Source organism: Pseudomonas sp. FP2335 (assembly GCF_030687535.1).
In the GTDB taxonomy this organism is placed as follows: domain Bacteria; phylum Pseudomonadota; class Gammaproteobacteria; order Pseudomonadales; family Pseudomonadaceae; genus Aquipseudomonas.
This window is the reverse complement of the sequence record NZ_CP117437.1, coordinates 1059020-1071746: the sequence shown is the minus strand read 5'-3', so window position 1 is coordinate 1071746 and position 12727 is coordinate 1059020. Positions and strand designations below refer to the sequence as shown.

Here is a 12727-nt window from a genome sequence, read left to right as displayed (position 1 = left end):
TGTGTTTTAGAGGTGGGTGCTGAGCCAGGAAATAGCCAGCGCCAAGCCCAGGCAGGCGAACCCTATGCGGTAAGCCACTCGATGCGCCCGTTCGGTGCGTACATCCAGAAACAACATCGGCTGGTCGATAGCGCGATCTTCGCCTTGTGCGGTCAGGTCGGCCATGGCGCGTTGCTCGCGCAGGCGGGTAATGGCCAGCAGCGCCGAACCCGGGAGCGCCACCGCCAAAGCAACAACATTGATCAATAGAGCGGGCAGCGCCATCGCAAACCTCGGGAAAACAGTGCCTGGGTATCAGTTCGGATACCTATCCGGACGCAGTGGCATCTTGCGCCACTCATGTTTCATTCCCAGCATGGACGGCTAATGTAGCCAGTAATTTACAGCGTCACCTGAACGTCACCTTAACAAGCCACTCTGTTGCCCTTCGAACGTTCGGGAGCTTGTCATGCTGCACGCACACAACCAGGATCGGCTGTATCTGATCACCCAAAGTGATGAACAAGAGGCGCTGATCGGCGGCCTGGCATTCAACGTTCAGGATCGTCATTGGCTGGTGTATTGCGCCCTTGGCGGGCACCAGCACGCGGACTTGCCGGAAGCGGACTTGTTGACCGGCGTGAGCCTGTTGGACTTCTGTATCGACACCGCCGCGTGAAACTCAAGGCGTAAAAAAACCGGGCCCATCACTGGGCCCGGTTTTTTGGATCGGTTATTGCGAACTGAGCAACGAACCGATGCTTGGGTCCTTGAACAGGCGGGTCAAGGCATCGCTCAACACGTCGCTGACCAGCTTGGTGTTGGTTTCCTGGTTCGGCGACATACCGAAACGCTGGTTCAACGATGCGCCGTAGCGGCCGCTGTAGCGACGGGTGCCGGCGGTGACGTCGGACTTGAAGGTGGCGCCGATGGAGGCTTCGGTCACGTACAGGCCTTCCTTGGGCGACTGATATTTCAGCTCGGCCAGGGTGATGGTCAGTTGCGGGGCGCCCGGCGCGTTGGGGCTCGGCGTGAAGCCCAGCAGGCGCACGGCCGCTTCAGCCTGGGCTTGCAGCTTGGGCAGCACGTCCTGGCCGGTGACCGAAATCAGCGCAGTCTCCGGGTACAAGCCACCACGGGAACCCAGGGTTGGCGACGGACGGCCGTCCACCACACGCACCGACACCGGCTGGCCGTGGCCCACTGGCGCCAGCTGCGTGGTGAGCTTCGGTTGCGGGCTGAGTTGTTGCGGGCTGTTGGCGCAGCCAACCAGGGTCAAGCTGGTCACAGTGATCAAACCGAACAACAGGCGTTGCAACATGCGCTTCTCTCCAGAAATCAAGTACCGACAGGCCGGCAGTATAGCGGTGCGCCACTGCCCGGAACTAGCATCAGTTACAACCTGAGACCCGCAAGGGCGGCGGCGGTTCGCTGTCACCGATATGTCACAGCCGATACATCCGCTCGTCATCCCCCGCAGGCAAGCTTGGCCTCAATCTCAGGAGGTTGATCACCATGAATTTTCTCTGGTCATTGTTCGTGCGCAAGCCCGCCCTTCGCCAGTTTGCCCTGCTCGATGCACAAGGCCGCTGCCAGGCATTCAAGGAGTGCGACCAGCCGCCGGTGGGCAATGGCTGGGTGGAAATCGACGAGATCCGCCTGAGCTGGATGCACCGCCCGCTGCCAGCCCGGGCCCGCGTCAGCCCGCGTGCGGCGCAGTCGCCCCGGCACCAGCCGTTGGCCGCCTGACCGAACACCTAATAAAAGTCATAAAACACGCCCATTTCCTTGGCGTTCTTCGCTACAATCTCCCCCCGATTATAAGGACGTCTCCTGATCGGGCCCCGCAACATCGTTAATGCCTCGGTATTAACCCCCCAATCGCCCACAGAGAGCCGCCCACACAGATCGAATAGAGCTGGCGTGCTTGCTGCTTTCGTTGCAAACCACCCCCTCTTTATATCGAATCTGCCAGAGCTGCCATTGCGCTCGGCCACTTGAGTTGTTTGCCCGTTTTTGCCGCCTGTCGGCAAGCAATCCGGGCCAGGTGCCAGGCTGAGGCAGCCCTTTTTTGAGGTTCACGTCTTCAAAAGAGCGTGAAAAAAACGGGTTTTCACAACTTCACAAGAGTGTGGCGAGCAAATGAATAGTTTGGCGTGTGTACAAGCACCATCAGCGTCTTTAACAGCCCAACCACACAGGACCGAGCCCTCCTCAAAAACCGGAGCTTGAGCCTGTCCGCTACGGATTGGTTGCACGAATCACACGCTTTGACCATAAGTCGAATTGCCACAGGCGGCCATGAATGCGTTCATAGGCGGATTGGCCGGGCAGGAAGCGTGTGCTGAAGTTGCAAAGAATTGCGAAACGGACATGGCGATCCTGGCCATGAGTATCCTGGGGCAACACGTGAACCGCCCCGTCACTCCTGGCAGCCATGCCGTCAATTTGGTGCTGCAGATTTTGGAGACGCGTTAAATGGCGCATAACGAAGCAGTCGACGTAGTACTGGTAGGGGCCGGCATCATGAGTGCCACCCTGGCCGTACTGCTTAAAGAGCTCGACCCCGGCCTCAAGCTGGAAGTCGTTGAGCTGATGGATTCGGGTGCCGCGGAAAGTTCCAACCCGTGGAACAACGCCGGCACCGGTCACGCCGGGCTGTGTGAGCTGAACTACACGCCGCAGGCCGCCGATGGCTCCATCGACATCAAGAAAGCCGTGCACATCAACACCCAGTTCGAGGTGTCGAAGCAGTTCTGGGCGTACCTGACCAAAAAGGGCACCTTTGGCTCGTCCAAGTCCTTTATCAGCCCGGTGCCACACCTGAGCTTCGTACAGGGCGAAAAAGGCGTGGAGTTCCTCAAGAAGCGCTTTGATTCCCTCAGCCGCCATCACGCATTTTCGGACATGCACTACACCGAAGACCGCGCCGAGATGGCCGAGTGGATGCCGCTGATGATGCCGGGCCGCCCGCTCGACGAAAAAATCGCCGCCACCCGCGTACTCAACGGCACCGACGTCAACTTCGGCGCCCTGACCAACCAGCTGCTGGGTCACCTGACCAGCTCGCCGGATGCCCAGGTCAAGTACTGCAAGCGCGTCACCGGCCTCAAGCGCAATGGCGCTGGCTGGACCGTGAGCATCAAGGACGTCAACAGCGGCAACAGCCGTGAAGTCGACGCCAAGTTCGTCTTCCTCGGCGCCGGTGGCGCGGCCCTGCCGCTGCTGCAAGCCTCGGGGATCGAAGAAAGCAAAGGCTTTGGCGGTTTCCCGGTCAGCGGCCAGTGGCTGCGTTGCGACAACCCGGAAGTGGTCAAGCACCACCAGGCCAAGGTCTACAGCCAGGCTGCCGTGGGTTCGCCGCCGATGTCCGTGCCACACCTGGACACCCGTGTGGTCGATGGCAAGAAGTCCCTGCTGTTCGGGCCCTACGCCGGCTTCACCACCAAGTTCCTCAAGCACGGTTCGTTCCTCGACCTGCCACTGTCGATCCGCGCTGGCAACATCGGCCCGATGCTGGCCGTGGCCCGCGACAACATGGACCTGACCAAGTACCTGGTCAGCGAAGTGCGCCAGTCCATGGAACAGCGCCTGGAGTCCCTGCGTCGCTTCTACCCTGAAGCGAAAGCCGAAGACTGGCGCCTGGAAGTGGCCGGCCAACGGGTGCAGATCATCAAGAAAGACCCGAAGAAAGGCGGCGTGCTGCAATTCGGCACCGAGCTGGTCGCGGCCAAGGACGGCTCGCTGGCCGCACTGCTGGGCGCATCCCCGGGTGCTTCGGTGACCGTTTCGATCATGCTGGAACTGATCGAAAAATGCTTCCCCGGCAAAGCTGCCGGTGAATGGGCTGCCAAGCTTCAGGAAATATTCCCCGCGCGGGAAAAAGTCCTGGAGACCGATGCCGAGCTGTATCGCAAGATCAACACGCAGAACAACATCAGCCTGGAGCTGGTGGAGCCTGCCGCCGAGACCGAGAGCTACGCTTGAGGCCTTGAAGCCATAAAAAACGCCCCGCCCTCTGCATGAGGACGGGGCGTTTTTGTATGTCTCGGAAAATCAGCCGCGGGCTTTTTCGATCAGTTCGATGTACTCATCGGCGTTGCGCTGATCCTTGACCAGGTCGACAAAGGTCTGGCCATGTTCATCCTTGCCATCGAGGTCCAGGCCGGCTTCCTTGAAGAAACCCAGGAAACGCTCGAAGTCGTCGATGCGCAGGCCACGGTAAGCCTTGATCAGCTTGTGCAGGGACGGGGAAGTCGCGTCGACCGGCTCGAAGTCCAGGAACAACTTGATCTGATCATCACCGATCTCGTCACCAATCACCTGTTTCTTATCTTTACGCATTACCGACTCCAGCCTGCAGACATTTACACGGGACTGGAAGTCTACCTGCGAGACGCCGCCTTCGAAAGCGCTGGAGGTCCAATGTGGGAGCGGGCTTGCTCGCGAAAGCGGTATATCAGTTGAAGCATTTATCGACTGACCCACCGCTTTCGCGAGCAAGCCCGCTCCCACATTTGGATCCTCAGTGTTCTGGCTATTTGGTACGAACGGCACCGGTGTGTAAGTCCGCCCAGATGTGGCCGTTGGCGTAACTGAGGAATTGCACATACAAGGTGTCATTACGCAGCAGGTCGACGATCACGCGGTATTGGGCCACCGGATACGACAAGGTCAACGTCTTGCTCTTGTCGTCATACGCCGGTTTTTTCAGGCTTTTGCTTTCAGCGTCGAAATTGAGCACCACCTGATTGATGGTCGCGCCTTTGTTCAGGGACTTGCCCTTGAGGCGGATCATCAACGGCGAAGTCACCGGGATCGGTTGCTGAGTGGACTGACGCTGGTTACCCACCACCACCGCATACTCGGTGACTTGCAGCAACTGCTGCTGGTCGGGAGTTCCGGCACGCAGGCTCAGGTCATCCGGCGGCAGGAATTGGCTATGCATCGGTGCGGGGGCGGCAGCCAGGGGCAGGCTGAGGGTTAGCGCCAGGACGGCGCAGGTGCGAATCAACAGGCTCATGGAAAGCTCCAGACGCAGGGCCAGGCACTCTAGCATGCCGGCCCTGCACCTGATGAAGCGCGTTTACATGCCTTTGACGGCATAGATGCCATTGGCATTGCGCCAGTAGCCCTTGTAGTCCATGCCGTAACCGAAGATGTAGCGGTCAACGCATGGCAGGCCGACGAAATCGGCTTTCAGTTCTGGGCGGGCCTTGCGGTCGTGATCTTTGTCGATCAGCACGGCGGTATGCACTTTGCGCGCGCCTGCGTGTTTGCAGAAGTCGATGATCGCGCCCAGGGTGTGACCTTCGTCGAGGATGTCGTCGATGATCAGCACGTCACGGTCGATGAACGAGACTTCCGGCTTGGCTTTCCAGAACAGGTCGCCGCCGCTGGTTTCATTGCGATAACGGGTGGCGTGCAGGTAGGACGCTTCCAGCGGGAATTGCAGGTGGGTGAGCAATTTGCCGGCAAAGATCAGGCCGCCGTTCATCACACAGAAAACCACCGGGTTGGTGTCGGCCATTTCGCGGCTGATGTGCGCGCCGACCTTGGCGATCGCCTCTTCGACTTGCGCTTCGGTGTACAGGCAGTCAGCCTCGCGCATGATTTGACGGATATGCTCGAGATCAGCGGACATGGCGCTCTCCAAGGGGGTGCTGTGGCAAGAAAAGCGGGCGAAGGTACGCTTCTCGTGCGCTCCGATCAAGCGCTAATGGACTAACGTACTAGATGTCTATAGGACAACACCCTCGGATAGATTAATCTAGGCCGGTTTTTTTGCCCGCCGCCGGAGCCTTTCCCATGCCCACTCGCGAGATCCGCCACCCGCTGATCCGACACAAACTCGGCCTTATGCGCCGCGCCGACATTAGCACGAAGAATTTCCGTGAGCTTGCTCAGGAAGTCGGAGCGCTGCTCACTTACGAAGCCACCAAGGATTTGCCCCTGGAGAGCTACGAGATTCCTGGTTGGGCCGGTCCCGTCCAGGTCGAGAAAATCGCCGGTAAGAAAATCACCGTCGTCCCGATCCTGCGTGCCGGTATCGGCATGCTCGAAGGTGTGCTCAGCCTGATCCCGGGCGCCAAGGTCAGCGCCGTGGGCGTTGCCCGCAATGAAGAAACGCTGGAGGCGCACACCTACCTGGAAAAACTTGTCCCGGAAATCGACGAGCGCCTGGCAATGATCATCGACCCGATGCTCGCCACCGGCAGCTCCATGGTCGCCACCATCGACCTGCTGAAAAAAGCCGGCTGCAAAGACATCCGCGCCATGGTGCTGGTCGCCGCGCCGGAAGGTATCGCCGCGGTCGAGAAGGCCCACCCGGACGTGCAGATCTACACCGCGTCCATCGACGAGCGCCTGAACGAACACGGCTACATCATCCCGGGCCTGGGCGACGCCGGCGACAAGATCTTCGGCACCAAGCAGAAGGACGCGTGAGCATGCAGGATGAATTCAACGACCCGCTTTGGCGCCAGATCCTGTCTGGCGCACAAATGCTCTTCGTGGCATTTGGCGCGCTGGTGTTGATGCCGCTGATCACAGGTCTTGATCCAAACGTTGCACTGTTTACCGCAGGCCTGGGCACCTTGTTGTTCCAGGTGGTCACAGGGCGGCAGGTGCCGGTCTTCCTGGCGTCGAGCTTTGCGTTTATCACGCCGATCATTCTCGCCAAGGGCCAGTTCGGCCTCGCAGCGACCATGGGCGGCGTGATGGCGGCCGGTTTCGTCTACACCTTCCTTGGCCTGGCCGTGAAGATCAAGGGCACCGGATTTATTGACCGTCTGCTGCCTCCAGTCGTGATCGGGCCGGTGATTATCTCCATCGGCCTGGCCATGGCGCCGATTGCCGCGAACATGGCGATGGGTAAATCCGGCGATGGCGCCGAGTTGATCCACTACCAGACGGCGATGATGATCTCGATGCCGGCACTGCTGACCACGTTGATCGTGGCGGTGTTCGGCAAAGGCATCTTCCGCCTGGTGCCGATCATTTCCGGCGTGCTGGTGGGCTTTGCCATGTCGTTCTACTTTGGCGTGGTCGACACGGCGAAGATCGCCGCGGCCCCCTGGTTCGCCCTGCCCCACTTCACCGCACCGGAGTTCAACTGGCAGGCGATCCTGTTCATCGTCCCGGTGGCCCTGGCCCCGGCGATCGAGCATATCGGCGGCGTGATTGCGGTGGGCAGCGTGACCGGTCGCGACTACCTGAAGAAGCCCGGTCTGCATCGCACCCTGCTGGGTGACGGCATCGCCACCACCGCCGCCGGCCTGTTTGGCGGCCCGCCGAACACCACCTACGCCGAAGTGACTGGCGCGGTGATGCTGACCAAGAACTACAACCCGAAAATCATGACTTGGGCGGCGGTGTTTGCCATCAGCCTGGCGTTTATCGGCAAGTTCGGCGCACTGCTGCAAAGCATCCCGGTGCCGGTAATGGGCGGGATTCTGTGCCTGCTGTTCGGTTCGATTGCAGCGGTGGGGATGAACACGTTGATCCGCCACAAGATCGACCTGGGCGAAGCGCGCAACCTGGTGATCGTCTCGGTGACGTTGGTGTTCGGGATTGGCGGTGTGCTGGTCGGCACCGGCACCGGCCCGGACGATTTCGGCCTGAAGGGCATCGCCCTGTGTGCGGTGGTAGCGATTGGCTTGAACCTGCTGCTACCGGGCAATGATGGCTGGAAGAACAAGAAGCCGGATGAGCCATTGCTTTAACCATACGGTGTCGCTGATGACCTCATCGCGGGCAAGCCCGCTCCCACAGGGAACTACATTCCAATGTGGGAGCGGGCTTGCCCGCGATGGGGCCCGTCAAGCCAACCGAGAATTAAAGCTCGCCTAGCCCATCGATCAACGCCTGGTTCTGCTCCGGCGTACCGATGCTGATCCGCAGGAACTGGGCAATCCGCTCCTGCTTGAAGTGCCGCACGATCACACCCTGCTCACGCAACTTGGCCGCCAGGCCGGCAGCGTCGTGCTTGGGGTGACGGGCAAAGATGAAGTTGGCCGCCGACGGCAATACTTCAAAGCCTTTACCTTCCAACTGCGCGACGACGGTATTGCGGCTGTCGATCACCAACTGGCAGGTCTTCTCGAAGTACTCACGGTCTTCAAACGCCGCCGCTGCGCCGACAATCGCCAGGCGATCCAGGGGGTACGAGTTGAAGCTGTTCTTGACCCGCTCCAGCGCCTCGATCAGGTCCGGGTGGCCCACGGCCAGGCCCACGCGCAAACCGGCCAGTGAGCGCGATTTGGACAGGGTCTGGGTCACCAGCAGGTTCGGATAGCGATCCACCAGGCTGATGGCGCTTTCACCGCCGAAGTCGATGTAGGCCTCATCAACCACCACCACCGAATCCGGGCTGGCTTTGACGATCTGCTCCACCGCATCCAGCGCGAGCACGCAGCCCGTCGGCGCGTTCGGGTTGGGGAAGATGATCCCGCCGTTGGGCCTGGCGTAGTCCGCCACACGGATCTGGAACTGCTCGTCCAGCGGCACCGGTTCGAACGTGATGCCATACAGGCCGCAGTAAACCGGATAGAAGCTGTAGCTGATGTCCGGGAACAGCAGCGGCAAGTCGTGTTGGAGCAGGCCGTGGAAGATGTGCGCGAGGACTTCATCGGAACCGTTGCCGAGGAATACCTTGCCGGCATCCACGCCGTAGTACTTGGCCACCGCCTGCTTGAGCAGGTCGCTGTTGGGGTCCGGGTACAGGCGCAGGTTATCGTTCAACTCGGCCTGCATTGCCGCCAACGCCTTGGGCGATGGCCCGTAGGGGTTTTCGTTGGTGTTGAGCTTGACCAGTTTGGTCAGCTTCGGTTGTTCACCCGGCACGTAAGGCACGAGGTCCTTGACGAAGGGGCTCCAGAATTTGCTCATGCCTCACTCTCCCTTGACGATGCGATATTCGGCGCTACGTGCGTGTGCGCTCAGCGATTCACCACGGGCCAGCACCGAGGCGGTCTTGCCCAGCTCGGACGCGCCTTGTGGCGAGCAGAAAATGATCGACGAACGCTTCTGGAAGTCATAAACCCCCAGCGGCGACGAAAAGCGTGCGGTGCCGGACGTCGGCAACACGTGGTTCGGGCCCGCGCAGTAGTCGCCCAGGGCTTCGCTGGTGTGGCGGCCCATGAAGATCGCACCGGCGTGGCGAATCGATGGCAGCCAGGCCTGTGGGTCGGCCACAGACAGCTCCAGGTGCTCCGGCGCGATACGGTTGGCCACTTCGATGGCCTGCTCCATGTCGCGTACCAGGATCAATGCACCACGGCCATTGATCGACTTCTCGATGATCTCGGCGCGGTCCATGGTCGGCAGCAGCTTGTCGATGCTGGCGGCAACCTTGTCGAGGAACTCGGCATCCGGGCTGACCAGAATCGCCTGGGCGTCTTCGTCGTGCTCGGCCTGGGAGAACAGGTCCATGGCGATCCAGTCCGGGTCGGTCTGGCCGTCACACACCACGAGGATTTCCGACGGGCCTGCAATCATATCGATGCCGACCTGGCCAAACACGTGGCGCTTGGCAGTGGCAACGTAGATGTTGCCGGGGCCGACCACCTTGTCGACTTTCGGCACGCTTTCGGTGCCATAGGCCAGGGCCGCAACAGCCTGGGCGCCACCGATGGTGAACACGCGGTCGACACCGGCGATGCACGCGGCGGCCAGTACCAGTTCGTTGATTTCGCCGCGCGGGGTCGGTACGACCATGACCACTTCGGTCACGCCGGCAACCTTGGCCGGAATCGCATTCATCAACACCGACGACGGGTACGACGCCTTGCCGCCCGGCACGTACAGGCCGGCACGGTCCAGCGGCGTGACCTTCTGGCCCAGCACGGTGCCGTCGGCCTCGGTGTAGCTCCACGAATCCTGCTTCTGCTTTTCGTGGTAGCTGCGCACCCGCGTCGCCGCCACTTCCAGCGCTTCACGCTGCGCGGCGGTGATGCGCGTCAGGGCCAGCTCCAGGCGTTCGCGGGGCAGGATCAGGTCGGACATCGACGCCACATCGAGGCCGTCGAACTGGCGGGTGAAATCCACCAGCGCCGCGTCACCGCGCTCGCGCACGGCCTTGATGATGTCGAGTACTCGCCCGTTGACCGACTCGTCGGACACACTTTCCCAGCTCAGCAGATGATCCAGATGATGGGCGAAATCCGGGTCGGCAGCGTTGAGTCGGGCAATTGCAGTGGACGTGGTCATAGCGAGGGCCTCAATAGAATTGGCAAAAACTCAGGCGCCCTAAACTAGCAGTCGTTTCCGCTTGGGCACCTGAGAATTCTGGCTATGAGGCGGATAGACGGGCGCAGCCTTTCAGCTACGCGGGTAGGTCAACCGCGGTGTCGCGACTCCACTGCCTTGCGCAGGGTGTCGATCAACGCCTGGATACGGGCGTGCTGCATCTTCATCGATGCTTTGTTGACGATCAGGCGAGAGCTGATGTCGGCAATGAATTCTTGTGGTTCAAGACCGTTGGCACGCAGGGTATTACCGGTGTCGACCACATCGATGATCTTGTCGGCCAGGCCAATCAGCGGAGCCAGCTCCATGGAGCCGTAGAGCTTGATGATGTCGACCTGACGGCCTTGCTCGGCGTAGTAGCGCTTGGCGACGTTGACGAACTTGGTCGCCACACGCAGACGGCCTTTGGGCTCGACGTCACCGACACGGCCGGCGGTCATCAGCTTGCACAGGGCGATGCGCAGGTCCAGGGGCTCGTACAGGCCCTGGCCGCCGTATTCCATCAACACGTCCTTACCGGCGACGCCCAGGTCGGCCGCGCCATGTTCAACGTAGGTCGGCACGTCGGTAGCCCGCACGATCAACAGGCGAACGTCGTCCTGGGTCGTGGGGATGATCAGCTTGCGGCTCTTGTCCGGATTCTCGGTCGGCACGATGCCCGCTTCAGCCAGAAGCGGCAAAGTGTCGTCAAGGATGCGGCCCTTGGACAGTGCGATGGTCAACATGGGAAACGTCAGTCCTTCATCAGGCTATTGCGGTCCGGTCGCAAACGGCGCCGGACACAGATCGAGGCCATGACAGCCTCGACTTGAAACAAATTCACAGCAAGCTTCTGTAGTGAGCGGGCCTGCCCCGCGCGGGGTTGCGAAGCAGCCCTAAAAATCTTGGGAGCGCTGCGCACTCCAGCGCGGGGCAAGCCCACTCACTACACTAGCGTTTGGGACTAGCCCGGTACGCGGCGGATTTTCGCGCCGAGCATCTGCAGTTTTTCTTCGATGCACTCGTAGCCACGGTCGATGTGGTAGATGCGGTCGATCAGGGTGTCGCCGTCGGCGCACAGTGCCGAAATCACCAGGCTAGCCGACGCACGCAGGTCGGTGGCCATCACTGGCGCGCCCTTGAGCTTGTCGATACCGGTGACGATGGCTGTGTTGCCTTCAACCTGGATCTTCGCGCCCATGCGGTGCAGTTCGTACACGTGCATGAAGCGGTTTTCGAAGATGGTCTCGATCACGGCACCGGTACCTTCGGCAATCGCGTTCAGGGAAATGAACTGAGCCTGCATGTCGGTCGGGAACGCCGGGTACGGAGCGGTACGCACGTTGACGGCTTTAGGCCGCTTGCCGTGCATGTTCAGCTCGATCCAGTCTTCGCCGGTGGTGATGTCCGCACCCGCTTCGCGCAGTTTTTCGAGGACCGCTTCCAGGATGGTCGGATCGGTGTCCTTGACCTTGACGCGGCCGCCAGTGACGGCAGCGGCAACCAGGTAGGTGCCGGTTTCGATACGGTCGGGCATGACCTTGTAGGTCGCCGTGTGCAGGCGCGCCACACCGTCAATGGTGATGGTGTCGGTGCCAGCACCGGAAACCTTGGCGCCCATGGCGTTCAGGAAGTTGGCCAGGTCGACCACTTCCGGCTCGCGCGCAGCGTTCTGCAGGACGCTGCGGCCGTTGGCCAGGGCAGCGGCCATCATGATGTTCTCGGTACCGGTCACGCTGACGGTATCAAAGAAGAAGCTGGCGCCACGCAGACCGCCTTCCGGCGCCTTGGCCTTGATGTAGCCACCTTCGACGTCGATGGTTGCGCCCATGGCTTCAAGGCCACGGATGTGCAGGTCCACCGGACGCGAGCCGATGGCGCAACCGCCAGGCAGGGCCACTTCGGCCTCGCCGAAACGGGCAACCATCGGGCCCAGCACCAGGATCGATGCACGCATGGTTTTCACCAATTCGTACGGGGCGATCAGGGTCTTGATGGTGCGCGGGTCAATTTCGACCGACAGCTTTTCGTCGATCACAGGCTCGATGCCCATGCGACCGAACAGCTCGATCATGGTGGTGATGTCGTGCAAGTGCGGCAGGTTGGCCACGGTGACCGGGCCATCACACAGCAGGGTCGCTGCCAGGATCGGCAAGGCGGAGTTTTTTGCACCGGAGATGCGAATCTCGCCATCAAGGCGGGCACCGCCGGTAATAATCAATTTATCCATAAGAATCTCGACGCCTTGGGGGCTCAGGTGCGCTCGGCCCAGGCCGCGCGGCTGAAAAATTTCATAGTGACCGCATGGATGCTGCCATCGGTGATCCACGGGTTCAAATGGGCATAGATCTGCTGCTGACGCTTGACCGGGCTCAGTGCCGCCAGTTCATCGCTAATCACGTTCAGCTGGAAGTTGCAGCCTTCGCCTTCAACTTCTACGGTCGTTTCCGGCAGCTTTCCTTCAAGAAAGCTCTTAACTTCTAGGGCCTGCATGCTCAACCTCTATCGGCGCCCAGTGCGC

The 12727-nt window shown here is 60.8% G+C and carries 16 protein-coding genes; 6 read left to right on the top strand and 10 right to left on the bottom strand.

Annotated features, from left to right (window positions below):
- Window positions 1-6: 6 nt before the first annotated feature.
- Window positions 7-264, bottom strand: a complete 258-nt coding sequence (locus PSH81_RS04640) for a hypothetical protein (protein WP_226456465.1) — start codon at window positions 262-264, stop codon at window positions 7-9.
- 184 nt (window positions 265-448) lie between these two features.
- Here PSH81_RS04640 and PSH81_RS04635 point away from each other — a divergent pair, with 184 nt between their 5' ends.
- Window positions 449-658 carry a hypothetical protein gene (locus PSH81_RS04635; protein WP_226456466.1) on the top strand — a complete coding sequence of 70 codons (210 nt, stop codon included), beginning with the start codon at window positions 449-451 and terminating at the stop codon, window positions 656-658.
- Window positions 659-712: 54 nt separating this feature from the next.
- Here PSH81_RS04635 and PSH81_RS04630 read toward each other — a convergent pair whose 3' ends face one another.
- On the bottom strand, window positions 713-1300 hold the full coding sequence (locus PSH81_RS04630; RefSeq protein WP_192297657.1) for a YajG family lipoprotein: 588 nt from the start codon (window positions 1298-1300) through the stop codon (window positions 713-715).
- Window positions 1301-1494: 194 nt separating this feature from the next.
- On the opposite strand from PSH81_RS04630, the gene PSH81_RS04625 reads away from it, so the two are divergent.
- The 3 genes from PSH81_RS04625 to mqo all read left to right on the top strand — a co-directional run bounded on the left by PSH81_RS04625 (window position 1495) and on the right by mqo (window position 3966).
- Window positions 1495-1728 (top strand): hypothetical protein, encoded by a 234-nt coding sequence (locus PSH81_RS04625; RefSeq protein ID WP_192297658.1) that lies wholly within the window; start codon window positions 1495-1497, stop codon window positions 1726-1728.
- 552 nt (window positions 1729-2280) lie between these two features.
- The gene (locus PSH81_RS04620) at window positions 2281-2457 is read left to right on the top strand and encodes a hypothetical protein (RefSeq protein WP_226456595.1); all 177 of its coding nucleotides are present in this window, start codon (window positions 2281-2283) and stop codon (window positions 2455-2457) included.
- Window positions 2458-3966 carry a malate dehydrogenase (quinone) gene (gene mqo / locus PSH81_RS04615; RefSeq protein ID WP_192297659.1) on the top strand — a complete coding sequence of 503 codons (1509 nt, stop codon included), beginning with the start codon at window positions 2458-2460 and terminating at the stop codon, window positions 3964-3966.
- Between the two features lie 69 nt (window positions 3967-4035).
- Here the strand turns inward: mqo and PSH81_RS04610 are convergent, their stop codons facing one another.
- The 3 genes from PSH81_RS04610 to PSH81_RS04600 all read right to left on the bottom strand — a co-directional run bounded on the left by PSH81_RS04610 (window position 4036) and on the right by PSH81_RS04600 (window position 5623).
- Window positions 4036-4323 (bottom strand): PA4642 family protein, encoded by a 288-nt coding sequence (locus PSH81_RS04610; protein WP_192297660.1) that lies wholly within the window; start codon window positions 4321-4323, stop codon window positions 4036-4038.
- 193 nt (window positions 4324-4516) lie between these two features.
- Complete coding sequence (locus tag PSH81_RS04605; RefSeq protein WP_192297661.1) at window positions 4517-5002, bottom strand: hypothetical protein; 486 nt, start codon at window positions 5000-5002, stop codon at window positions 4517-4519.
- Between the two features lie 63 nt (window positions 5003-5065).
- Entirely contained in the window at window positions 5066-5623 is a 558-nt protein-coding gene (locus PSH81_RS04600) for a hypoxanthine-guanine phosphoribosyltransferase (protein WP_017738742.1), read from the bottom strand.
- A gap of 164 nt (window positions 5624-5787) precedes the next feature.
- Here PSH81_RS04600 and upp point away from each other — a divergent pair, with 164 nt between their 5' ends.
- Both upp and PSH81_RS04590 read left to right on the top strand, forming a co-directional pair.
- Window positions 5788-6426, top strand: a complete 639-nt coding sequence (gene upp / locus PSH81_RS04595; protein ID WP_192297662.1) for a uracil phosphoribosyltransferase — start codon at window positions 5788-5790, stop codon at window positions 6424-6426.
- Between the two features lie 2 nt (window positions 6427-6428).
- The gene (locus tag PSH81_RS04590) at window positions 6429-7703 is read left to right on the top strand and encodes a uracil-xanthine permease family protein (RefSeq protein WP_192297663.1); all 1275 of its coding nucleotides are present in this window, start codon (window positions 6429-6431) and stop codon (window positions 7701-7703) included.
- A gap of 112 nt (window positions 7704-7815) precedes the next feature.
- Here PSH81_RS04590 and hisC read toward each other — a convergent pair whose 3' ends face one another.
- The 5 genes from hisC to PSH81_RS04565 form a co-directional block, all read right to left on the bottom strand.
- Window positions 7816-8868 carry a histidinol-phosphate transaminase gene (hisC, locus tag PSH81_RS04585; RefSeq protein WP_305392076.1) on the bottom strand — a complete coding sequence of 351 codons (1053 nt, stop codon included), beginning with the start codon at window positions 8866-8868 and terminating at the stop codon, window positions 7816-7818.
- Between the two features lie 3 nt (window positions 8869-8871).
- The gene (hisD, locus tag PSH81_RS04580; RefSeq protein ID WP_192297665.1) at window positions 8872-10188 is read right to left on the bottom strand and encodes a histidinol dehydrogenase; all 1317 of its coding nucleotides are present in this window, start codon (window positions 10186-10188) and stop codon (window positions 8872-8874) included.
- A 128-nt stretch (window positions 10189-10316) separates the two neighbouring features.
- Window positions 10317-10952, bottom strand: coding sequence for an ATP phosphoribosyltransferase (gene hisG / locus PSH81_RS04575; protein ID WP_010213102.1), 636 nt, complete (start codon window positions 10950-10952; stop codon window positions 10317-10319).
- Between the two features lie 218 nt (window positions 10953-11170).
- Window positions 11171-12436: a UDP-N-acetylglucosamine 1-carboxyvinyltransferase gene (murA, locus tag PSH81_RS04570; protein WP_192297666.1), complete on the bottom strand. Its 1266-nt coding sequence runs from the start codon at window positions 12434-12436 to the stop codon at window positions 11171-11173.
- Between the two features lie 23 nt (window positions 12437-12459).
- Complete coding sequence (locus PSH81_RS04565; RefSeq protein WP_003188597.1) at window positions 12460-12699, bottom strand: BolA family protein; 240 nt, start codon at window positions 12697-12699, stop codon at window positions 12460-12462.
- Window positions 12700-12727: the final 28 nt, after the last annotated feature.